The sequence below is a fragment of the Ensifer sp. LC384 genome (assembly GCF_001695865.1).
In the GTDB taxonomy this organism is placed as follows: Bacteria; Pseudomonadota; Alphaproteobacteria; order Rhizobiales; family Rhizobiaceae; genus Ensifer.
This window is the reverse complement of sequence record NZ_MBST01000023.1, coordinates 300335-323269: the sequence shown is the minus strand read 5'-3', so window position 1 is coordinate 323269 and position 22935 is coordinate 300335. Positions and strand designations below refer to the sequence as shown.

Annotated in this window: 18 protein-coding genes; 5 read left to right on the top strand and 13 right to left on the bottom strand. The window is 63.1% G+C overall.

Annotation, left to right across the window (positions count from 1 at the left end):
• Position 1: 1 nt before the first annotated feature.
• The 8 genes from BC363_RS19135 to BC363_RS19100 form a co-directional block, all read right to left on the bottom strand.
• Positions 2-1645, bottom strand: a complete 1644-nt coding sequence (locus BC363_RS19135; protein ID WP_065781063.1) for a monovalent cation/H+ antiporter subunit D — start codon at positions 1643-1645, stop codon at positions 2-4.
• Positions 1614-1961: a Na+/H+ antiporter subunit C gene (locus BC363_RS19130; protein WP_065781158.1), complete on the bottom strand. Its 348-nt coding sequence runs from the start codon at positions 1959-1961 to the stop codon at positions 1614-1616. The genes BC363_RS19135 and BC363_RS19130 overlap by 32 nt, the downstream gene beginning before the upstream one ends.
• Entirely contained in the window at positions 1961-4885 is a 2925-nt protein-coding gene (locus tag BC363_RS19125; protein ID WP_348272159.1) for a monovalent cation/H+ antiporter subunit A, read from the bottom strand. The genes BC363_RS19130 and BC363_RS19125 overlap by 1 nt, the downstream gene beginning before the upstream one ends.
• A 238-nt stretch (positions 4886-5123) precedes the next feature.
• Positions 5124-7793, bottom strand: coding sequence for an EAL domain-containing protein (locus BC363_RS19120; protein ID WP_065781061.1), 2670 nt, complete (start codon positions 7791-7793; stop codon positions 5124-5126).
• A gap of 103 nt (positions 7794-7896) precedes the next feature.
• Entirely contained in the window at positions 7897-8085 is a 189-nt protein-coding gene (locus tag BC363_RS19115; protein ID WP_065781060.1) for a DUF3008 family protein, read from the bottom strand.
• Between the two features lie 67 nt (positions 8086-8152).
• Positions 8153-9766, bottom strand: a complete 1614-nt coding sequence (locus tag BC363_RS19110) for a cisplatin damage response ATP-dependent DNA ligase (protein ID WP_065781059.1) — start codon at positions 9764-9766, stop codon at positions 8153-8155.
• Positions 9767-9769: 3 nt separating this feature from the next.
• Positions 9770-10780, bottom strand: coding sequence for a ligase-associated DNA damage response exonuclease (locus tag BC363_RS19105; RefSeq protein WP_065781058.1), 1011 nt, complete (start codon positions 10778-10780; stop codon positions 9770-9772).
• 91 nt (positions 10781-10871) lie between these two features.
• A complete protein-coding gene (locus tag BC363_RS19100) occupies positions 10872-11825 on the bottom strand; it encodes a nucleoside hydrolase (RefSeq protein ID WP_065781057.1) in 954 nt (317 codons plus the stop codon).
• Positions 11826-12078: 253 nt separating this feature from the next.
• Here BC363_RS19100 and BC363_RS19095 point away from each other — a divergent pair, with 253 nt between their 5' ends.
• Entirely contained in the window at positions 12079-12732 is a 654-nt protein-coding gene (locus BC363_RS19095) for a hypothetical protein (RefSeq protein ID WP_065781056.1), read from the top strand.
• 100 nt (positions 12733-12832) lie between these two features.
• Here BC363_RS19095 and lysS read toward each other — a convergent pair whose 3' ends face one another.
• Positions 12833-14329: a lysine--tRNA ligase gene (gene lysS, locus BC363_RS19090; RefSeq protein ID WP_065781055.1), complete on the bottom strand. Its 1497-nt coding sequence runs from the start codon at positions 14327-14329 to the stop codon at positions 12833-12835.
• Positions 14330-14339: 10 nt separating this feature from the next.
• The gene (gene gltX, locus BC363_RS19085; RefSeq protein ID WP_065793320.1) at positions 14340-15797 is read right to left on the bottom strand and encodes a glutamate--tRNA ligase; all 1458 of its coding nucleotides are present in this window, start codon (positions 15795-15797) and stop codon (positions 14340-14342) included.
• Positions 15798-16053: 256 nt separating this feature from the next.
• On the opposite strand from gltX, the gene BC363_RS19080 reads away from it, so the two are divergent.
• Both BC363_RS19080 and BC363_RS19075 read left to right on the top strand, forming a co-directional pair.
• Positions 16054-16401: a metalloregulator ArsR/SmtB family transcription factor gene (locus BC363_RS19080; RefSeq protein WP_065781053.1), complete on the top strand. Its 348-nt coding sequence runs from the start codon at positions 16054-16056 to the stop codon at positions 16399-16401.
• Positions 16402-16636: 235 nt separating this feature from the next.
• Positions 16637-17017 carry a VOC family protein gene (locus BC363_RS19075; RefSeq protein ID WP_065781052.1) on the top strand — a complete coding sequence of 127 codons (381 nt, stop codon included), beginning with the start codon at positions 16637-16639 and terminating at the stop codon, positions 17015-17017.
• Positions 17018-17302: 285 nt separating this feature from the next.
• Here BC363_RS19075 and BC363_RS19070 read toward each other — a convergent pair whose 3' ends face one another.
• The 3 genes from BC363_RS19070 to BC363_RS19060 all read right to left on the bottom strand — a co-directional run bounded on the left by BC363_RS19070 (position 17303) and on the right by BC363_RS19060 (position 19829).
• On the bottom strand, positions 17303-18058 hold the full coding sequence (locus BC363_RS19070) for a TerC family protein (RefSeq protein WP_065781051.1): 756 nt from the start codon (positions 18056-18058) through the stop codon (positions 17303-17305).
• Between the two features lie 113 nt (positions 18059-18171).
• Positions 18172-19011, bottom strand: coding sequence for an AraC family transcriptional regulator (locus tag BC363_RS19065; protein ID WP_065781050.1), 840 nt, complete (start codon positions 19009-19011; stop codon positions 18172-18174).
• A 110-nt stretch (positions 19012-19121) separates the two neighbouring features.
• Positions 19122-19829 (bottom strand): TetR/AcrR family transcriptional regulator, encoded by a 708-nt coding sequence (locus BC363_RS19060; RefSeq protein ID WP_065781049.1) that lies wholly within the window; start codon positions 19827-19829, stop codon positions 19122-19124.
• Between the two features lie 157 nt (positions 19830-19986).
• Between BC363_RS19060 and BC363_RS19055 the strand changes: the two genes are divergently transcribed.
• Both BC363_RS19055 and BC363_RS19050 read left to right on the top strand, forming a co-directional pair.
• Positions 19987-21204, top strand: a complete 1218-nt coding sequence (locus tag BC363_RS19055) for an HlyD family secretion protein (protein ID WP_065781048.1) — start codon at positions 19987-19989, stop codon at positions 21202-21204.
• Positions 21205-21273: 69 nt separating this feature from the next.
• Positions 21274-22863: a DHA2 family efflux MFS transporter permease subunit gene (locus tag BC363_RS19050; protein ID WP_065781047.1), complete on the top strand. Its 1590-nt coding sequence runs from the start codon at positions 21274-21276 to the stop codon at positions 22861-22863.
• Positions 22864-22935: the final 72 nt, after the last annotated feature.

Sequence of the window (22935 nt, the reverse complement as noted above, 5' to 3'; positions counted from 1 at the left end):
GCTACTGCCCTCCCACACGCGGCGCCCTGAGGACGCGCTGGGTATAGATCGACGGATCGAGCAGGGAATCCGCCGTCGCCTGCATGTAGCGCATCGTCGGGCCGGCCTGCAGGCTCAGGAAGATGCAGGCGCCGAGCAGCACCACGACAGGGGCAATCTCGATGACGAAGACGCGCGGCTCGGTATTTTCGATCGAGGCCCAGAAGGTGCGGATGCCGACGCGGTTCATGGCGATCATGGCGGAGAGGCCGGACAGGATCAGCAATGTGACATAGGTCCAGTCGGCAGCCGAAATTGCCGACACGGCCTCGGGGTCGGCGAGGCCGAACAGACCGCTCAGGATCGCGAACTTGGCGACGAAGCCCGAAAGTGGCGGCAGGCCGGCAAGCAACAATGCGCAGAGGCAGAAGCAGAGGCCGAGCACAGCCATTGTGCCGGGAATAGCGGCGCCGGCTTCGTCCACTTCCTCGTCCTCGTCGGCATCGCCATAGGCTTCCATCGTTACCGCCAGAACGTCGGCGCCGGCGTCGCGGCCGCGCTCCACCAATTCGATCAGCAGGAAGAACGCCGAGATCGTCAGCGTCGAGCTGACGAGATAAAACAGCGCGCCGGCAATCATGCTGGAATGCCCGAGGCCGATTGCTGCCATCAGCGTGCCTGAGGATACCAGCACCGAATAGGCGGCAAGCCGGGCCATCGCCTGCGAGGCGAGCACGCCGATCGCGCCGAAGGCGATCGTCAACATGCCGCCGACGACCAGCAGCGTCTGGCCGAAGCCGGCGGAGACCCCGGCATTGGCGCCGAAGACAAGCAGCGACAGGCGCAGGATGACGTAGATGCCGACCTTGGTCAGCACAGCAAAGACGGCCGCAACCGGCGGCGTCGCCGCCGAATAGGCGGTCGGCAGCCAGAAGCTCAAAGGCCACATGCCGGCCTTGACCAGGAAGGCGACGCCGAGGACGCCGGCGCCGACTTCGACCATCTGGCGGTTCTCCGGCGAAATGCTGGCGAGCTCGACGGCAAGGTCGGCCATGTTGAGCGTGCCGGTGGCGCCATAGATCAGGCTGACGCCGATCAGGAACAGCGACGAGGCGGCAAGATTGATTGCGACATAATGCAGGCCGGCCTTGACGCGCAGCGGACCGGAGCCGTGCAGCAGCAGGCCGTAGGATGCCGCCAGCATGATCTCGAAGAAGACGAAGAGATTGAAAAGATCTCCCGTCAGGAACGCGCCGTTTAGACCGGCGATCAGCAGCTGGAACAGCGAATGGAAATGATGGCCGGCGGTGTGCCAGCGGGCGATCGAATAGACCTGGGCGGCCAGCGCCAGGCCGCTCGTCAGGCAGAGCATCAGCGCCGAGAGCCGGTCGAGCACCAGCACAATGCCGAAGGGCGCCGGCCAGTTGCCGAGCTGGTAGACGCTGGTGCCGGCAAGGAAGCCTTCCGTCGAGGCGCTAGCGCGCATCAGCACCATGGAGAGCACGAAGAGGGCGAGCGTCGAGACGAAGCCCATCACGCCCTTGGCCATGCGGTTGCGCTCGTCGATCGGGATCATCGCCGCGCCGACCATCAGCGGCAGCAGGATCGGCAGGATCATCAGGTGGTGCAGCCAATCAGTCACTGCGCTGCTCCCTTCCGTCGACATGGTCGGTGCCGGTGAAGCCGCGCGAGGCGAGCAGCACGACAAGGAAGAGCGCCGTCATGGCAAAGCCGATGACGATCGCGGTCAGCACCAGCGCCTGAGGCACCGGATCGGTGTAGCGCGAGAGATCGCCGACGCCGCCGGGATCGAGGATGGGGGGCGCGTTCACGCGCAGCCGCCCCATGCTGAAGATGAAGAGATTGACGGCATAGGAGAGCAGCGACAGGCCGATGATCACCTGATAGGTGCGCGGCCTGAGCAGGAGATAGACGCCCGAGGCGGTGAGAACGCCGATGGCGGCAGACAGGATGATCTCCATTACTTCGCCTCCTTTCCGGCGCGAAGGACACGGGCATGGGCACGCGGTGCGCGGATCGACTGATGCGCCAGCGCGATCAGGATGAGGACGGTTGCCCCGACTACCAGCGAGAAGACACCAAGATCAAAGAAGATCGCGCTTGCCAGTGGGAATTTCCCGACGATCGGCAGGGTGACATATTGCGCGTGCGAGGTCAGGAACGGATAGCCGAACAGCCATGAACCGATGCCGGTTGCCGCCGCAACGATGATGCCGATGCCCATCCAGCGCAGCGGGTGGATGCGCAGCCGCTCCTCGACCCAGCGGGTGCCGCCCGACATGTACTGCAGGATGAAGCCGATCGACATGGCGATGCCGGCCGCAAAACCGCCGCCCGGCAAATCGTGGCCGCGCAGGAAGAGATAGGCGGCCAGCATGCCGCTGACCGGGAACATCCAGCGCATGATCACCGATGGCACGAACAGATATTCGGCGACGCTGTCGCCCTTGGCGCGATCGGGGTGGTCGTCGTCGAAGGCATTCTGCACCTGCTGCTGTTCCGGTGCCTCGAGGCTATCGGCCTGTGGACGGAAGCGGAGCAGGAGCGCGAACACGGTCAGTGCGACGATCGCCAGCACCGCGATTTCGCCGAGGGTATCGAAGCCGCGGAAGTCGACGAGGATGACGTTGACGACATTGGTGCCGCCGCCTTCCTTGTAGGCGCGCTCGAGGAAGTAGCTGGCGATGGTCTCGGGCATCGGACGGGTCATCACCGTATAGGCGATCAGCGCCACGCCGCCGCCCGCCACGATGGCGAGCAGAAAGTCGCGCAGGCGCCGCAGACGAACGCGCAGCGACAGCAGTTCTAATTCCTGCGTGTCCTCGATGCGCTTGGGCAGCCAGCGCAGGCCGAGCAGGATCAAGACCGTTGTGACGATCTCGACAAGGAGCTGGGTGACCGCAAGGTCGGGCGCCGACAGCCAGACGAAGGTGATGCAGGTGACGAGACCGGCACCGCCGAGAAGCACGAGCGCCGCCAGCCGATGGAACTTCGCCTGGTAGGCTGCGCCTACGGCGCAGGCGATGCCGATCGTCCAGAGCAGGGCGAAGGCCGGGTCGATGCCGCGCACGAGGAGCGGCGGCAGTTCGAAGCGATTGAGCAGCAGCGGAAGCGCGCCGGCGACGATCGCCACGAAGACCAGGAACCGCATCTGCGGCTGCAGCCGACGCGTGCCGAGCCTCTGTTCGAGCGAACGCGCCCATTTCCATGACAGGGTCACCAGCACCCGCTCGAAGATGCGCTGACCGTGCAGCAGGCGGAAGACCGGCGGCCCCTCGGTGCTGGTCGCCAGATAGTTCTTCATCAGGAAATAAAGGCCGACGCCGCCGAGGAGCGCCACGCAGCTCATGATCAGCGGCAGGTTCCAGCCGTGCCAGACCGAGAGGCTGTACTGTGGGGTGCTCGCCCCAAGGATCGACACGACGGCGGTATGCAGGAACGGGCCGATGGTGATCGCCGGGATGATGCCGACGACGAGGCAAGCCAGCACCAGGAACTCGATCGGCGCACGCATCCAGCGCGGCGGCTCATGCGGGATCTTGGGCAGGTCGCTCGGCGTCTGGCCGAAGAAGACGCTGTGGATGAAGCGCAGCGAATAGGTCACCGCGAACATGCCGGCGAGCGTCGCGACATAGGGCGTGATCGCATCGAGCAGGTTGGCTTGGTGCGTCTCGATGGCTTCGGCGAAGAACATCTCCTTGGAGATGAAGCCATTCAACAGCGGCACGCCGGCCATCGCAGCACTGGCGACCATGGCGAGCACGGCAGTGCCGGGCATGTAGCGTATGAGCCCGCCGAGCTTGCGCATGTCGCGTGTCCCGGTCTCATGGTCGATGATGCCGGCCGCCATGAACAGCGATGCCTTGAAGGTCGCGTGATTGACGATGTGGAAGACCGCGGCGACGGCGGCAAGCGGACTGCCGAGGCTGAGCAGAACCGTGATCAGTCCCAGGTGGCTGATGGTCGAATAGGCCAGAAGCCCCTTCAGGTCCTGCTGGAAGATCGCGAAATAGGCGCCGAGAAGCAGCGTCGTCAGGCCGGCGAGCCCGACGATCCAGAACCAGGCCTCGGTGCCGGCCATGACCGGCCAGAACCGCACGAGCAGGAACACGCCCGCCTTCACCATGGTCGCCGAATGCAGATAGGCCGAGACCGGGGTCGGCGCCGCCATGGCGTGCGGCAGCCAGAAATGAAACGGGAACTGTGCGCTCTTGGTCAAGGCACCGAGCAGAATCAGGATCAGCATCGTGACGTAGAGCGGGTGATTGCGGATCGTGTCGCCGGAGGCGAGCACGACGTCGAGATCGTAGCTGCCGACGATCCGGCCCATGATCAACAGCCCGACAAGCATGCAAAGCCCGCCCATGCCGGTCATCGTCAGTGCCATGCGGGCACCGTCGCGGGCATGGGCGTTGTGGTGCCAATAGCCGATCAGCAGGAATGAGACGATGCTCGTCAGCTCCCAGAAGACCGCAAGCAGGATCAGATTGCCGGAGAGAACGACGCCGAGCATCGATCCCATGAAGGCGAGGAACAGGGCAAGGAAGCGCGGCACCGGGTCTTCGGCCGCCATGTAATAGCGGGCGTAGAGCACGACGAGCACGCCGATTGCGGTCACCAGCACCGTGAACAGCCAGGCAAAGCCGTCCATTCTCAAGGTGAAGTTGAGGCCGAGCTCCGGCATCCAGGCAAGTTCATAGCGCAGAACGCCGCCGGAGGTGACGAAGGGGTAAAGGCCCGCAGCAACCAGGAAACAGAGAAGCGCGATCGCGCCTGCGAACCAGGCCGTTGCGCCGCGTTGATCGGACGGAAAGAAGATTGCAATGAGGCTTCCCGCGAACGGGGCTAGGATGAAGACAGAAAGCAATTTCCCCGCGTATTCGATCGTACCGTTCCCTTCTCTTGGGCATAATGGAGATTGGGTGCCGAGGCCCCTCAAGAACCATCGCTGACGCAACGGTCACAGACGATGCCGTCATGGTCCGCATAGCGGTAACAGGCATATGTTTTTATGACGATTTTCCCTGGGGCTGCCAAGCCTCGGCACTTGAAAAATGCGCGCGCAGCGCTTTTTTAGCCCGCTCGCTCGCGCGCCGAACTGTCGCAGCCGGCTGGAGGCGCCGTCAGGCGGCCTGCCACCTGCGCTCGAAAACGAAGGCGGCGAGATCGTTGGCGCTCATTGGCCGGGCAAAGACATAGCCCTGAAGGCCATGACAGCCGAGTTCTCTCAGAATATGGGCGTGCTCGAGCGTTTCGACGCCTTCGGCGATCACTTCGATGCCGAGCGAGGTGCCGATATCGATGATCGATTCGACGAGGCGCTTTTCCGCCGGCGAATTCAGGATCGGCAGAATCAACTGGCGATCGATCTTCAGGCGCCGCGGCGTCAGCTTCAACAGGCTGAGGATGGAGGCATAGCCGGTGCCGAAATCGTCGATCTCGATATCGATGCCGAGTTCCTTGATCCGGCGGATGTTCGACAGCACCGTGACGTCGCTCTCGTCGAAGGAGATCGATTCCAGAAGCTCGAAGGACAGGCGGCCGCGCGGGATCTGCAATTGCTCGAGACGGTCGATCAGCCCTTCGTCGTGCAGACGGGCATAGGACAGGTTGACCGAGACCTTCGGAATATGGATGCCGATGGCTTCCCAGCGATAAATCTGGAACAGCGCCTGCTCCAGGATCGCCTGGTCGATGGAGGCGACGACGTTGATGTCTTCGGCAGTCCTAAGAAAGGTGTGCGGACCCAGCAATCCCTTGGTCGGGTGGTCCCAGCGCGCCAGCGCTTCGACGCCGATGACCTCAAGCGTGTTCGGACAGAACTGCGGCTGGAAATGCGCGATGAATTCCTTGTGCTCGAGGCCGCGAAGGATCTCGTCGGCGGTCTGCTTGGTCTTGAACACGGCAGTCTTCAGGTCGCCAGTGAAGGTTTCGTGCCGGTTGCGGCCGCGGCGCTTGGCCTCGTAAAGGGCGATGTCGGCATTGACGAGGATCTGGGACAGATCGTCGGTCGGCTCGGCCTGCGCTGCGATGCCGATGCTGACGCCGATGCGGCATTCCTGATCCTTGTAGCGAACCGGCACGCTCATGGCTTCAATGATGCAGGACGCGAGCCGCGCGTCTGGCTCAGCGCTATCCTCCGCGCGGACGATGACGAACTCGTCGCCGCCGATGCGGGCAACGAAGTCCTTCTCCCTGGCGTTGGTACGCAGCAGTTCGGCGGCGTGGCGCAGGATCTCGTCGCCGGCGGCATGGCCGAGCGTGTCGTTGATCTGCTTGAAGCGATCGAGGTCCATATGAAAGATGCTGAGCCTCGCCGCGGCATCGAAGTGATGGCTTCTGTCCGCAAGCACCTGGTCGAGGAAGCGCCGGTTCGGCAGGCCGGTCAAGGGGTCGTGCAGGGCATTGAATTCCATGCGGTGACGTGCCGCTTCCAGTTCGGCGCTGTGCGCTTCAGCCTGGCGCCTGGCTTCCGACAGGGTTGCGCGGGTCTTGATGTCGGCGGTCACGTCCCAGTTGACGCCGACGATCTTCTTGCGCCCGTCGGCGCCGTCATAGGTCGAGCCGATAGCGCGGATATGCCGGATGGTGTCGTCCGGTAGCCGGATTCGGAACTCGGAATTGTAGGCGCCGCCCGAGGCAAGGGCTTCGGCGAATTCCTCTTCTGCCCTGGCAAGATCGTCGGGATGCAAGGTCGTCTTCCAGTCGTCATAGGCCTGGCGGACCGATCCGGTCTTGCCGTAGAGCTCCTTCATCCGCTCGTCCCAGAGCAGCTTGCCGCTGGCGATGTCGAGTTCCCAGATGCCGATCTGCGACGTATCGAGCGCGATCTTCAGGCGGTGCGACAATTCCTGCAACTGCGCCTTGCTCTGTCTGAGGGCGCGAATGTTGTTCTGCCGCTCGCTCATCAGCCGGCCGGTCAGCAGCATCGGCAAAATGATCATCAGACCGCCGGCAACGATCAGCGCGCGGATGAACCAGGCATTGCGTGCCGTGTGCGGCCAGCCGCCCTTGGGGACGGCCACAATGCGCCAGGAGCCGCCGGGAAGCAGGACCGTCATGCCCACCGGCGCCTGTTCGAAAACCCTGGGGTCGCCGAAGAAGGCCGTTCCGTCGCTGCCCGTCCCATCTCGGCCGGTAATGGCGATATCGATGCCGAGCTTGGAGGAGAGGAGGCCGCTGTCATTGTAGAGGCGATCGACGTCAATGACGGCGGATACGATTCCCCAGAAGCGATTGCTGCCTCCACCGGTATCGACCGATACCGGAAACCGGCCGATCAGTCCGCGTCCGCCCTGGACGAGGTCCACCGGGCCGGCGAGCACCATCCTCCCCGTGTCCCTGACCTTCATGACGGCGGCGCGCTGCGCATCGTTCTTGCGGTAGTCGAGCCCTATCGCCTTCTCGTTTCCTCGCAAGGGGTACGCCATGCGCACGACCAGGTTCGGCGCGGCAGCAATGCTGCGTAGCTGCGACCGCTCGGTGAAGATGCTGCGCGACAGGGCGTCGAAGCGATCCTGGCCCATGCCCGGCTCGGTCACGATCGTGCCGATCAGGCCGCGCACGAGCTGGATATTGCCGTTGATGCTCGCTTCCAGCCTGGAGCGGATCGGGTTCAGTTCGTCGGCGACCTGCGACCGCACGCGCGCTTCGGAGACCACCTGGTTCTGATTGTCCGCGAGGATGCCGGCGACCAGGACGACGAAAGAGGCAATGATCGCGGGAAGGTAGTTGGGTGTCAGAACCCTGGAAAGTTTCTTCTTCCCGAGGTGGAAGGCATGTCTGGCAGGCACAAGATCACCCCGGCGGCGTGCGAATGATACGAAACGACCGGGATGATCCCAAATTGGTATTAACAATTGTTGTTTTAGTTCCGGCTTTTATTCTTGCCCGGGGTCATTTTGCCGTCTTTCGCTCGGGCAGATTCTTGCGTTTGGTTTCGGCAAGCTCTTCGAGTTCGCCTTCGGTCATGGATTTTTCCATGTCGCGTGAGGCACCCTTGAGTTCGGATTTCTTCATGTCCCCGCGTTTGGCGGCGAGTGCTGCGCCGGCTGCTTTCTGCTGGGCTTTGGATTTTGCAGGCATGTCGCATCTCCTTCCTTGCGGTCGCCAAGCTCAACGCAGATCGATCACGCCGGTTCCGTTTTTCCGATCACGATCTGCTTTCGATCATCGCCTGCAAGGTATCCAGCCGGTCGGCCTCACGGGGGAGCTTGTCCTGCCGTAGCCGCGCGATACGCGGAAAACGCATGGCAACGCCCGACTTGTGTCGCGTCGAGCGGTTGAGGCCCTCGAAGGCGACCTCGACGACGAAGCCGAAATCGGGTTCGGCCCGCACCGCCCGTACCGGACCGAAGCGCTCGGTGGTATTGTCCCTGACGAAGCGGTCGAGAATCTCCAGCTCGGCATCGGTGAAGCCGAAATAGGCCTTGCCCACCGGCACCAGCGTTTCCGCGCTGTCGATCTCAGTCCAGACGCCGAAGGTGAAATCGGAATAGTAGCTGGAGCGCTTGCCATGGCCGCGCTGCGCATACATCAGCACGGCATCGACGTTGAAGGGTGCACGCTTCCACTTGAACCAGGGGCCTTTGGCGCGGCCGGCGGTATAGGGCGAATCGAGCCGCTTCAGCATGATGCCTTCGATGACGGGATCGGGCGGATCGGACCGGAGCCGGTCGAGCTCCTCCCAGGAGGAAAACGGCACGAGCGGTGACAGGTCGAAATGCTGCGGCGAAGTCCGTTCGACGAGGTCGCTCAGCAGTGCCCGTCGCGCCAGGAAGCCCTCCGCTCGAACGTCGGTTTCGCCCGAAAAGAGCACGTCGTAGGCGCGGATGAAGGCCGGATATTCGTCAAGCATCTTGCGACTGACGGTCTTGCGGTTCAGCCGTTGCTGCAGGTCGGAGAAGGTCCGGGTGGCGCGGTTGGTGCGGGCGGTGCCGCCGACCAGCAGTTCGCCGTCGATGATGCCCGAGAAATCGGCCGCTTCCAGCACGTCGGGGAAGGCGCCGGAGATTTCGTCGCCGCTGCGCGAATAGAGCCGCCTGGTCCCGCCGATATTGGCAAGCTGCACGCGAATGCCGTCCCACTTCCACTCGGCGGCAAAATCCCTGGGATCGAGCTCGTCGAGGTCGCCTTCGCCGACCGGGGTGGCGAGCATCACCGAATGGAAGACGGCGGGCGTCGAAAGGACCGGCTTTCCCGCCTCTCCCGCCAGCCATTGGAAGAGCGGCGAATAGGGCGGGGCGAGCCCGTGCCAGAGTGTCTCGATTTCGCTGACGTCCTTGCCGCCCATCTCGGCCAGCGCCTGCTTGGCAAGCTTGGCGGACACCCCGATGCGCAGCCCGCCGGTCACCAGTTTCAGGAAGGCGAAGCGCGCCGAGGTGTCGAGCCGGTCGAGCATGTCGCGAACGACGCTGCGCACATTGGCACGGCCGGTCGCCTGCAGCGTCTCGATTGCGTCGCTAAGCCGGATGTCGCTCGGTGCCACGCCCGCGGGCGGCTCCCAGACCAGCGAGACCGTTTCCGCGAGGTCACCGACATAATCGTAGGAATAGCGGAACAGCACTTCGTCCATGCGCTCGAGCAGCAGGTCGCGGATCATCGCCGGCTTGACGGTGGCAAGCGAGAGCGTGCCGGCGATCGCCGCAAGCGCATAACCGCGGTCCGGATCCGGTGCAGCGCGGAAATAATCCGCCAGCAGTCGGATCTTGGCGTTGCGCTGCGGGGTGAGCACGAGCCGGTCGAGCAGTTCGGCGAAGGCCTTCATCGCTCATTCCCCCTCGTCGTCGTAGCCGACGAGATGTAAGGGTCGCGCCGCGATGCCCTCAAGCTCGCACCAGCGCACCAGCGCCTCCTCGCGGCCATGGGTGACCCAGACCTCGGACGGGCCGACCTCACGGATCGTTTGGGTCAGTTCGGGCCAGTCGCAATGGTCGGAGATCACCAGCGGCAGTTCGACGCCGCGCTGCTTGGCCCGTTGCCGGATCATCATCCAGCCCGAGGCGAAGATCGCCAGCGGATCGACGAAGCGCCGGGCCCAGCGATCGGCGAAGGCGGCGGACGGGCCGATGACAACGGTGCCGGCAAAATCCTGTTTCTCGTCGGCTGCAAGCGTCGCCGGCCGGATCTCACCGAGGTCGATGCCTTCGCCGCGATAGTAATCGCAGAGCTTCTGCAGAGCGCCGTGGATGTAGATCGGCCGGTCGTAGCCCTGCTCGCGGAGAAGGGCGATTACCCTTTGTGCCTTGCCGAGCGCATAGGCGCCGACCACATGCGTGCGCTCGGGAAACTGCTTCAGCGACGTCAGCAGTTTATGCATCTCGGCGCGGTCGTCGGGGTGGTGGAAGACCGGCAGGCCGAAGGTAGCCTCGGTGATGAAGACGTCACAAGGGACCGGTTCGAACGGTAAGCAGGTCGGGTCGCGCCGCCGCTTGTAGTCGCCCGACACGACGATGTGCGTACCCTTCGCTGCCACCGAGATCTGCGCCGAGCCGAGCACATGGCCTGCGGGGTGAAAACGCACCTCCACACCGTTGACAACGATTGTCTGACCCAGCGCAACGGCCTGGCTCGTGCCGCAGAAGCCGTCGCCGTAGCGGATGCGCATGATATCGAGTGTTTCGCGGGTGGCCAGCACCTGGCCGTGCCCGGCACGGGCGTGGTCGGAATGGCCATGGGTGATCAGTGCGCGGTCGACCGGCTGCACCGGATCGATGTAGAAATCCCCGATCTCGCAATAGAGACCTTTCGGGGCGGGATAGAGCAGGGCGTCCGGTTTCATGCCTTTAGAGATAGCTGGCGAAAACATATCCGCCAGCCATCGGTGCAAAGTTTTTCGAGCGGTCGGCGATGCCGATCCGTTCGAGGACGCATCAGTCGTGCAGTGCCAGCGTGTCGCCGATCAGCTTCAGGGTCTTCGCCGCATCGATGTCGATGCAGGCCTTCTGGCTCGGCAGGTTGTCCCACGGGCTTGGCGGGAACAGCCGGCTGTCGGGCTTCTGGATCGTCTGGCCGTCGGCAATGCCGCCGCAGACGACGCGGATGACGCCGCTGCGCACCTTGAACAGGTCCGGCGCCACGACATAGGCGCAGGCGCAGCTGTCATGCACCACCATGCCATCAGGCACATGCTGCTCGTAGAAGGTGATGTAGAACTGCGAGATGTCCGAGAGCAGCTTTGCCGGCGGTCCACCGCGCGTAGCGATGTCGGCGAGCATCGCGTTGGTCATCACGGTCTTGGTGGTGACGTCGAGACCGACGACGGTGACCGGCCAGGGGGCGGTCATCACCACGTCGGCTGCTTCGGGATCGCCATGGATGTTGGCTTCGGCGGCAGGCGTGATGTTGCCGTTGACGTCGAAGGCACCGCCCATGATCACGACTTCGCGCACCAGCGGCGCAAAGTCCGGATCTTCGCCCAGCGCCAGCGCCAGGTTGGTCATGCGACCGACGGCAATGAGCGTCACTTCGCCGGGATGGGCGCGAACGGTGTCGATGATGAAACGGTGCGCCGGGCGGGGATCGACGGGCAGGTCGATCGTCTCGGGCACGTCGATGTTGCCGAGGCCATCATCGCCATGGATGAAGGTCGGCCAGCCGACATGCGGCCGATCCGGATTGAATGTCTTGTCGAGACCCTTTGCGATCGGTGCCTTTATGCCCCATTCACGCTTCAGGAACAGCGCGTTGCGCGTCGTCGTTTCGACCGAGGCGTTGCCGAAGACCGTGGTGATGCCGATCAGGTCGATATCCGGGTGGCGGTGAAGGAAAAGGAGGGCCATCGCATCGTCGATGCCCGGATCCGTATCAAAGATAACCTTGTGCATGTGTTCTTCTTTTCTTTTTCTTGCGTTTGACGGGTCGCAATGGAGGCAAGATGCCCGCGAAAGTCAATCGGTCATCGATCCCCATCGGATATGCCCGACGGCAAAGCTGGTGAACTGTTGGGCATAACCTGTGTTCTTTTCGATCACCACTCCCCGGGGCCTGCTTAAACTTTCTGAAAGGTGAAGCGCCTATCCTTGCAAGGCGCCTTCGGGCTTTTGTTTCAGTTCCTGATATGACAGCGGAGCCATTCTCGTGAAGGCTATTCTCGGCAAGTTGCGCCCGTCAAAGAGGCTCCTCGTCATCCTTGCCGCGGCGTTCGGCGTGTCGGCGGCCTCAGGTGCTGCCGCCGTCTATGTCGGCCGCGACGCGTTGATGGAGCGGATCTCCAAGCCAGCAACCTCCGGCCTCGAATGCACTTTGGTCCGCACCCTGAAGCTCGGCCATCACGGTCAGCGCTGGGTCCGCATGCACATCAAGACGGATCGCGCCGACGGCGAGGCGCGCATGCGCACTGCTCTGCGCGTGGTCGGCGCCCTGTCCAAGGCAGAGAAGGCCGATCTCTACCAGGTCGTCGTTCTCGATGCGGCGGGGCCGGAAGAGCGGGCCCAGGTTCGAGGTGCTGCGATCGGGGCGCAAGTTCTCTTCGCACCGGGTCCGCAAAGCGTGCCTGGCATGCACGAGCCTTTCCGCGCGTCCTACAACGACGGCAAGGCAAACTCGGCCGGTTTCTTTCATGGCAGCACGGTCGATCTGTCCGTGGGCGAGATCCGCGGCATGATGGCTGGCATGGACGATCGTTCGCCCTGCATCGATCCGAACGCCGTCACCGTCGAGGGCGAGGCGGTGCCTGAGGCCGCAGCGCAAGAGCACAAGGTTGAGAGCGCCGAGGCGCCGGCCGGCCACTGACGCGGTTCGCGCCAAAAGGCGCCAGGTAATCCATCCTTGAAAAACGAAAAAAGCCCGCTGCAAACGCGCCGGGCTTTGTCTTGTGCCGTTATGGCTTTGATCAGTCGGCCTTGTTGCGGCGCGCCGGGAACAGGATGATGTCGCGGATCGACGGCGCGTTGGTCAGAAGCATGATCAGGCGGTCGACGCCGATGCCGAGGCCGCCTGCCGGCGGCATGCCCTGGTCGATGGCGTCAAGGAACTCGTCGTCGAGCTGCTTGGCCTTTTCGCCGCGCGCATGCGCCTGCTCGAGCTGCTCGACCATGCGGGCGCGCTGCTCTTCCGGGTCGTTGAGTTCAGAGAAGGCGTTGCCGAGTTCCCAGGTGTTGCAATAGGTCTCGAAACGCTCGACGAGGCGCGGCTCGCCCGGCACTTCCTTGGCGAAGGGCGAGATGTCCTTCGGGAAATGCGTGACGTGGGCCGGCTGGATCAGCGTCGGCTCGACCTTCTCTTCGAAGACGAAGGCGAGGCACTCGCCCCAGGTCCAGTCCTTCTCGACCTCGAAACCGGCAGCCTTGGCCGCAGCGCGGGCTTCTTCGTCGGTCTTCATCGCCAGGAAATCGATGCCGGTCGCTTCCTTGACGGCATCCGGCATCGGCACGCGGCGGAAAGGACCCTTGAAGGAGATTTCCTTGTCGCCGAACATGAACTCGGTCGAGCCGTGGATCGACAGAGCGAGCTTGGTAAACAGCCGCTCGACGAGGTCCATGATGTCCTCGTAGTCGGCATAGGCCCAGTAGCACTCCATCATGGTGAACTCGGGATTGTGCCTTGTCGACACACCTTCGTTGCGGAAGTTGCGGTTGATCTCGAACACCTTGTCGGTCAGGCCCGATACCAGCGTGCGCTTCAGGTACAGCTCCGGCGCGATGCGCAGGTACATGTCGAGTTTCAGCGTGTTGTGGTGGGTCTTGAACGGCTCTGCCGTCGCGCCGCCATAGACCGAATGCAGCATCGGCGTTTCGACTTCCATGAAGCCGTCGTCTTCCATGAAGCGGCGGATGCCCGAGACGATCTTGCTGCGCTGCTGGAAACGCAGCTTGGATTCTTCGTTGGTCATGATGTCGAGGTGGCGCTTGCGGTAGCGCAGCTCGATATCCGACAGGCCATGCCACTTCTCCGGCATCGGCAGCAGCGACTTCGTCAGCATGGTGATCGCTTGCGCGTTGATCGTCAGTTCGCCGCGCTTGGTGCGACGGACAACGCCGGTCACGCCGATGATGTCGCCGATGTCGATCATCGGTAAGAGCGCGCGTGCATCTTCCGGGGTGGTGTCCTTGTGGCTGAAGATCTGGATCTTGCCGGATGCGTCATGGATATCCATGAACATGCCGGAGTTGCGCGACGAGTAGACGCGGCCGGCAACGGTGACGACATCCTGCGTCTCGGTGTCCAGCTCCAGGTTCTCGTACTTTGCCGCCAGTTCGGCATTGGTCATCGTCCGGTGGAAATGGGCCGGATAGACGTCGCCGATCTGCTCGCGCAGCAGCTTCAGCTTCTGCGCGCGCACTTCCGTCACGTCGGAGGAGAGGCCTGTTGCTTCGGTCTTGTCGTTCATCGTCCTGTCCTTACTTTCCGCTGCCGGCCATCGAGGCGGCGACCTGGCCTGCGACCTTCAACCGCTGGCGCACGACCGAGCGGCCGAGCAGTTCCATGCTGTCGAACAGCGGCAGCGAGCGCGACGAGCCGGAAACCGCCACGAACAGCGGTGCCAGCACGACCTTGAGCTTCTTGCCCATGCGGTCGGCGATCGCGCGCAATTCCGCCTCGATCGTTTCCTTGTTCCATTCGAGGATCTTTTCCAGATCCGGCTGGACCGTGTTGAAGATCTCGACCAGTTCTTCCGGGCTCGACTTGATCTTGGCGAAGGCCGCGGGCTCGAGCCCGAGGTCGGACTTCAACAGGAAGTCGGCAAGTGCCGGCAGTTCGCCGAGCTTGGAGATGCGCGACTGCGACAGCTTCAGGCCCTGCTTCAGGCGATCGTTCTCGGACGCCCAGGCAAGCACCCGGCCGAGGAATTCGTCGTCGCTCAGCTTTTCACGGATCCAGCGGCCGTTCAGCCAGTCGAGCTTCTGGATGTCGAAGATCGCGCCCGATTTCGACAGGTTGTCGGGATCGAACTTTTCGGCAAGCTCGGCCATCGTCATCAGTTCCTCGCCTTCGGCGATCTGGATGAAGAACAGGCCGAGGAAGTTCATCAACGCTTCCGGCAGGTAGCCGAGCGCGGAGTAGTAGGAGATCGACGTCGGGTTCTTGCGCTTCGACAGCTTCGATTTGTCGGCATTGCGCATCAGCGACAGGTGCATGAACACCGGCGGCGTCAGGCCGAGATATTGATAGATCAGGATGTGCTTCGGCACGGACGCCAGCCACTCCTCGCCGCGCGCGACGTGGGTGATCTTCATCAGATGGTCGTCGACGACGTTCGCCATGTGATAGGTCGGCATGCCGTCGGCCTTGAGCAGAACCTGCATGTCGACCGAATCCCACGGGATCTCGACGTCGCCATAGACGCCGTCGGTGAACTTGCAGGAACCCTCAGTCGGGATCTTCATGCGCACGACGTGCGGCTCGCCGGCGTCGACGCGGCGCGTCACTTCTTCGGCGGTCAGGCTCAGGCAGTGGCCGTCATATTTCGGCTGCTTGCCGGCGGCGCGCTGAGCCTCGCGCATCTGCTCCAGCCGTTCGGGCGTGCAGAAACAACGGAAGCCGTGGCCGTTGTTCTCGATCTGGCGAACGTAGTCGAGATAGATGTCCTTGCGATCGCTCTGGCGGTAGGGGCCATAGGGGCCGCCGACGTCGGGGCCTTCCGACCATTCGAGCCCGCACCATTTCAGCGCGTCCAGCACCTTCTGCTCGAATTCCGGCGTCGAGCGCGTGGCATCGGTATCCTCGATCCGCAGGATGAAGGTGCCGCCGTGCTTCTTTGCGAAGAGGTAGTTGAACAGAGCGATATAGGCGGTGCCGACATGCGGCTCGCCGGTGGGGGAGGGTGCGATGCGTACCCGGACTGCTGAATCTGCCATGGTCTTTGCCCGTTTGACGTGCTTCTCGCCCCTTGCCGGAAGACAAGTCCGGCCGCCGGGCGCGCATTTTATGGGAAGGAAAGGCCCGTAGGGGTGCCGCACCAGCGGTATCGGCGGGCTATTCCAGTCGGCTGGCGTGAGACCATAGAACGTCGAGCATGTCAACGGAAAGTGGATCACGCCGGTTTTTGTTGACACCGCCGATGGGTGGTTATATTGAACCGTAAGGTTATTTAACTGAAAGGTTTTTTAGAAAATGCCGGAAGATCGCCTGTCGACCACGCTCTCAGCCCTTGCCGACCCTACCCGCAGGGCCATCCTCGCCCGGCTCTCTCTCGGCGAGGCTTCGGTCGGCGAACTGGCGGAGCCGTTCGAGATGAGTCTGCCGGCAGTTTCCAAGCATTTGAAAGTCCTCGAGCGCGCCGGGCTGATCAGCCGCGGCCGCGAGGCGCAATGGCGGCCCTGCCGGCTCGAGGCAGCACCCTTGCGGGACGTCAACAGCTGGCTCGACAGCTACCGCCGCTTCTGGGAAGAGAAGTTCGATCGTCTCGACGCCTATCTGCAGGAACTGCAACAGGCAGATCCGGACGCAGGGAAGAACTGATCTCCGTGATCTTGCTGGCGCAGTTCGGCTGCGCTACACATCCCGTGTCGAAAAAGGCAGGACCGGATATGGTAAGCCCGGTCCCTTCGTGAGGCTGTCCAAGTCTTTGCGAAGCTCTGCTCGAACCTCATCGTTCGAACCCGCGGCGTGGTTCCGATGCATCCGCATCGGTCCGCGGCGGGGTGTATCCGGATCAGACGCAGTCCGCCGCGTTTCTCAAACACGGAGACTGCACATGCGACTGAACCATCTCGATCTTCATAGCCCCATCGTTGCCGAAACGGCGACGTTCTTCATCGAACATCTTGGCTTCACGCTTGTCGAAGCGCGCGGCAAGGATGCCTTTTATCGCCTCGCCGACGATGCCGGCATGGTGCTCGTGATCAGCCCGCCGATTGCCAGGCTCGGCGGCGGCGACCAGGTCAGCCTCGGCGCCCAGACCTACCATATCGGCTTCCTGCTGCCCGAGAGGTCGCAGGTCGAAAACGCCTATCGGCGCATCCTGCCGAGCGGCATCCGCACGAGCGAACCGGAAGAACGGCACGGCGCCTACGTCTTCTACATGGTCATACCCGGCAACATCCTGGTCGAGATCGGGCACCGTCCAGATGCCTGACATATGGCGCCAGCCGGAACGATTTACCGGATGAGGCGTTATCGGATCGAGAGGTGCTGGCTGTGCCAATCGGACATGACGGAGGTGGAGAACACGGGAATTTTTCCGATTTCTTCCCATGGCCAACGAAACGGCAGTCGAGCTCCCTGACCCGTCCGGCTTGCGTCCTCACAAACTCCCGCAGCAAGGTGGCCTGCATCCCCTGTGATGCAGGCCTTTTTTTGGCGCAACGAGAAAGGCGGGACATTGCGCCCCGCCTTTTCCATTTTCGTTCGTGGCAGCGCCTCAGTGCAGCTTGCCGGCTTCCTTTTTTCGCAGGCGCGCATTGCGGGCCACCATGTTGAGAACCTCGACCAGCGCCGAGAAGGCCATGGCGGCATAGATGTAGCCCTTCGGCACGTGCAGGCCCATGCCTTCGGCGATCAGCGTCGTGCCGATCATCAAGAGGAAGGCGAGCGCCAGCATGACGATCGTCGGGTTCTTCTCGATGAAGTTGGCAAGCGGCGTTGCGGCAACGAGCATCACGGTGACGGCGGCGAGAACGGCGATGACCATGATCGGCAGATGCGGCGTCATGCCGACGGCGGTGATGATGCTGTCGACCGAGAAGACCAGGTCGAGCAGCAGGATCTGGCCGATCGCGGCGCCGAAGCTGTTGATGGCCGAAGAGGCGATGAAGTCTTCGTCGTGGTCGCTGGGGTCGACGCTGTGGTGGATTTCCTTGGTCGCCTTCCAGACGAGGAAGAGACCGCCGGCGATCAGGATCATGTCCTTCCAGGAGAAGCCGTGTCCGAAGACCTCGAAGACCGGCGTGGTCAGCTTGACGATCCAGGCGACGGTGCCGAGCAAGGCAAGACGCATGACGAGCGCCAGGGTAATGCCGACCCGGCGGGCCTTTTCGCGGTGTTCGACGGGCAGCTTGTTGGTCAGGATCGAAATGAAGATCAGGTTGTCGATGCCGAGAACCACCTCCATGACAACCAGTGTTATGAGGGCGACCCAGGCCGCTGGGTTCTGGGCAAGCGACATTATCTCCTGCATCGGCGATCTTTCCTTTTTCGGTGGCGCGTCGTCGCGCAAGAATCGCGGCAGTATTTAAGCAACCTCGCGAAAGTGACAAGCGCCGCCAGCCATTTGCGGCGGCGCTTTACCGTTTACGATTTGATCGGGACCCAGATTTCGACCGCACCCATGCCCGAACGCGGATCGAAACGCTCGTCGTAGCGCTCGATCAGGTCGGGCGTTTCACCATGCTGAAGGCCGGCCTCCGGCAGCCATGTGCCGAAGATATGGTGCGCGGTCGTCGCGATCGCCGAGATATGGCCGCGGTGCAGGAACACGGCATAGCGCTGCTTCGGCAGCTTGATGGTCGAAAAGCCGGCTGGCAGCGCGCCGGCGTCGTCGACTTCCACGGCCGCCATATAGCGAAAGGTGCCCGCTTCGCCGTCGCTTTGGCTGCAGACGCCGTAGGCGACATTGCTCTTCTGTCCGGGGACGTTGCCGAAGTGGGTGTTGAAACGCTGCCACAGCGAGGGAATACCTTCGGTGTGGCCATAGGCGTAGGTTTCCGCGAGCCCAGCCAGCAGAAGCGGCGGGCTGTCTTCGAAGCGGGGCGGGTCCAGTTTGAGGAGGCGGGTGTCGTCCATTCTGATAGGCTCCGTCAGTTCGATATTGCTGAGGTGCCCTTGCTTGCGCACGGTTTCCGGCGTCACGCCGAACTGCTCGCGAAAGGCACGGGTGAAGGCCTCATGCGAGCCGTAGCCCGCGTCGAGGGCCACCGCGAGAATGCTGGAGGAGCCACTGGCAAGGTTTTGCGCGGCGCCGCTCAGGCGCCGCCCGCGGATATAGGCGCTGATGGAGCGGCCCGTCACCAGTCCGAAGACGCGCGACAGGTGAAAGCGCGAGAGGCCGGCGGCCTCGGCGATCTCCTCCAGCGATATATCGTTCGCGAAATGGCTCTCGATGAACCAGATCGCCCTTCCGATAGCACTCATGTTCACTCCCTTGGCAGACAGCCCATGCTCATAGGGTCTTGCCGCAAGGCGTGCTTGATCGCAATTGCTGGATTGAAGGATTGCCGGACGAACGGGCGGCTCGGCCTGGCTCAGCCGGTCTTCTTCTTGGGTCCGTAGGCGGCCATGAAGACCCGGACGGCAGCGGCAACCGTGCCCTCGATCTGCTCTCGCGGCGGCGCCGAACACATGCCGCCGAACAGGCGGTGCTTGAACAGCCCGGCCTGGGCCATCTCGATGAACTGTCGTGCGGCCATTTCGGTGTTGTCGATGTCGAGCGTGCCGGCCGGGACCTGCCGGTCGAGGTAGGTCTTGAGGACGGTATAGCCGTTTTCGGGCGCCTCGCTGAAGAAGCGTTCGGCCAGATGCGGCATGCGGTCGATCACGCCGATCACCATGCGCATGGAGCGGATCGTATCCTCGGAGGTGATGCTGCTCGTCAAAGTGACGCCGAAATCGTAAAGCGACTCCTCGACGTCCTCGTGATCGTTAAGCGCGTGCTTGGCGGTCTCAACCACCCGGGTCTTGCCCCTGACGATCAGTGCCTTGAACAGATCTTCCTTGTTTTCGAAATAGACGTAGAGCGTGCCCTTCGAGACGCCGGCCTCGCGGGTGATGTCGTTCATGCTCGCGGCGTCGAAGCCCTGGCTCATGAAGATCCGCCGCGCGCCCTCGAGAATCTGTTCGCGCTTGGCAGGGTCTTCACCCGCCGCATGGCGTCCGCTGCCGGGACAAAGCTGCTCGTCCGCGCCGCTATCAGGCTGGATGGTCTCGTTCTGTCCGGTCTTTGCTGGTTCCATGATCGCCGTCTGTGCCGTCCCGTTCGCATTAATTTTCGTCCATCGAACCACGTGGTTCGATTTCCTCTTGATATGCGACGTCAAAGCGACTAAGTCAAGCTTCCGATCGAACCGAACGGTTCAGTTCAGTCGCCACTCATTAACCAGGCCGGTACCCATGTCCGCATCCAAAACGTCCAGCGTCGCTCGCGTTCGCCCTGTCGGCGAGGATTTTGAAGTTCCGCAGACCCATGAGGCCGCGCCCGAGGCCAAGGGGGCGACAGCCGAGGCGCCTGCAGCGACGCAAGCGCCCGCTGTCGAAGCCGCTTCGAAAAAGAAGAAGCGCAGTCCCTTGCTGCCCGTTCTCGGCCTCGCTGCTCTCGCTGCCGCTGGCTGGTACGGCTATGACTGGTGGACCAATGGCCGCTTCATGGTTTCGACCGATGACGCCTATATCGAAGGCGACATCGCCACTATCTCCCCGAAGGTTTCGGGCTATGTCGCCAAGGTCGACGTCGTCGCCAACCAGCAGGTGAAGGCCGGCGATCCCTTGGTCACGCTCGACGATGGCGACTACCGCATTGCCGCCGAGCAGGCCGAGGCGCAGATCGCCACGCAGCAGCTGGCGCTCAGCCGCTTCGACGCGCAGATCGCCGGTGCGAAGGCGAGCCTCGCTCAGGCCGAGGCCCAGAAGAAAGCTCTCGAAGCAACGGTGCGCGGCGCCGAACTCGCGCAGAAGCGCGCGAGCGACCTCCAGTCCAAGGACGTCGGCACCGTTGCGTCGCGCGACAATGCCGACGTGGCGCTGGATCAGGCCCGCGCGAACCTCGCCGGCGCCGATGCCAACATCGCGGCGGCGAACGCCAACATCACTGTTCTGGCGGCACAGCGCACCGAGGCGGAAAGCACGATCCGTTCGCTGGAACTTGCCCGCGACAAGGCGAACCGCGACCTCGGTTTCACCGTGCTGAAGGCGCCCTATGACGGCGTTATCGGCAACGTCGCCGTCCAGGTCGGAGACCTCGTCTCCGCCGGCCAGCGACTGGCCGCCCTCGTCCCGGTCGACCAGCTCTATATCGACGCCAACTTCAAGGAGACGCAGATCGCGCATCTGGTTCCGGGCTCGAAGGTCAAGGTCCACATCGACGCCTATGACGAGAACGCGATCGAAGGCACGGTCGCCTCGATCTCGCCGGCGTCCGGTTCGGTGTTCTCGCTGCTGCCGGCCGAAAACGCCACCGGCAACTTCACCAAGGTGATCCAGCGCGTGCCGGTGCGCATCACGCTGCCGGCCGATGTGCTGGCGGAAGGCCATCTGCGGGCGGGCTTGAGCGTTGTCGTCGATGTCGACACGCGCACGGCGCCCGAAGAGACCAAGGTCGCCGCCACGAAGTAATCGGGCCTGACGCGCCGGCGTGTTCGATCGAACGCGCCGATGCGCCTTTACACGCAGGGAGTGGCTCAGATGGCCGCAACGGCAACAGCAGGCTCGGTGGCGGCAGCCGCACCGAAGGTCGAGGAACACATGGATCCGAAAAGGCTGATCGCCTTCTTCGCCATGGTCGTCGGCATGTTCATGGCGATCCTCGACATCCAGATCGTTTCGGCGTCGCTTGCCGAAATCCAGGCGGGCTTGTCAGCCGGCTCCGACGAAATCGGCTGGGTGCAGACCTCCTACCTCATTGCCGAAGTCATCATGATCCCGCTGTCGGGCACGCTGGCGCGCATCGTCTCGACGCGCGTGCTGTTTTCGGTTTCGGCGGCGGGTTTCACCGCTGCAAGCGCGCTCGCCGCGACCGCCACCAATATCGACCAGATGATCGTCTACCGGGCGATCCAGGGTTTTATCGGCGGCGGCATGATCCCGTCGGTCTTTGCGGCCGCCTTCACCATCTTCCCGCCGTCGAAGCGCAACATCGTTTCGCCGATCATCGGCCTGATCGCCACGCTCGCGCCGACCATCGGCCCGACCGTCGGCGGCTACCTTAGCCACGCCTTCTCCTGGCACTGGCTGTTCCTCGTCAACGTCATCCCCGGCATCATCGTCGCGACGCTGACCTGGACCTTCATCGATTTCGACAAGCCGGAACTTGGCCTCTTCAAGAAGTTCGACTGGTGGGGGCTCGCCTCGATGGCGATCTTCCTCGGCTCGCTCGAATACGTTCTGGAAGAAGGCAACGCCAACGACTGGTTCAACGACGAGCACATCGTCATGGGCGCCGTCGCCACGGTGATCGCCGCCGTGATCTTCTTCTACCGGGCCTTCAAGGTGGAATTCCCGGTGGTCGACCTCAGGGCGTTTGCCAACCGCAACTTCGCCTTCGGCTCGATGTTCTCCTTCGTCATGGGCATCGGGCTTTACGGGCTGACCTATCTTTACCCGCTCTATCTCGGGCGTATCCGCGGCTACGATTCGCTGATGATCGGCGAGACGATGTTCGTCTCTGGCCTGGCGATGTTCCTCACCGCACCAGTCGCCGGCATCCTGTCGGGCAAGCTCGATCCGCGTGTGCTGATGACCATCGGCTTTGCCAGCTTTGCCAGCGGCACCTGGATCATGGGGCACCTGACGGCCGACTGGGATTTCTACGAGCTGTTCATTCCGCAGATCCTGCGCGGCGTCGGGCTGATGCTGTGCATGGTGCCGATCAACAACATCGCGCTCGGTACCATGCCGCCGGCGCGCATGCGCGGCGCATCCGGCCTCTTCAACCTGACGCGCAACCTTGGCGGCGCGGTCGGCCTTGCGGTGATCAACACCATCCTGACCCAGCGCCAGGACCTGCACTATGCCCGGCTCTCCGAGCATATCCAGTGGGGCAATCCGGAGGCGATGGAGCGGTTCAACAACATGGCGGCCAACTTCAACGCCCATGGTCTCGATGGCGCGACGATCGCCATCAAGCAGCTTGCGGCGATGGCGCAGAGGCAGGCGACGATCCTGTCGTTCGGCGACGTCTTCGTCATCCTGACGGTGCTGTTCCTGTCGCTGATCCTGGGTGTGATGATGATCAACAAGCCGCAAGGCGTCGGACCAAGCGGCAGCGGTCACTAGGCCCATCTGCGCGGTTTACGCCCTCTTCATGTTGCGGCACAATCCGGCCGGAAAGCAACTTCCGGCCGAACC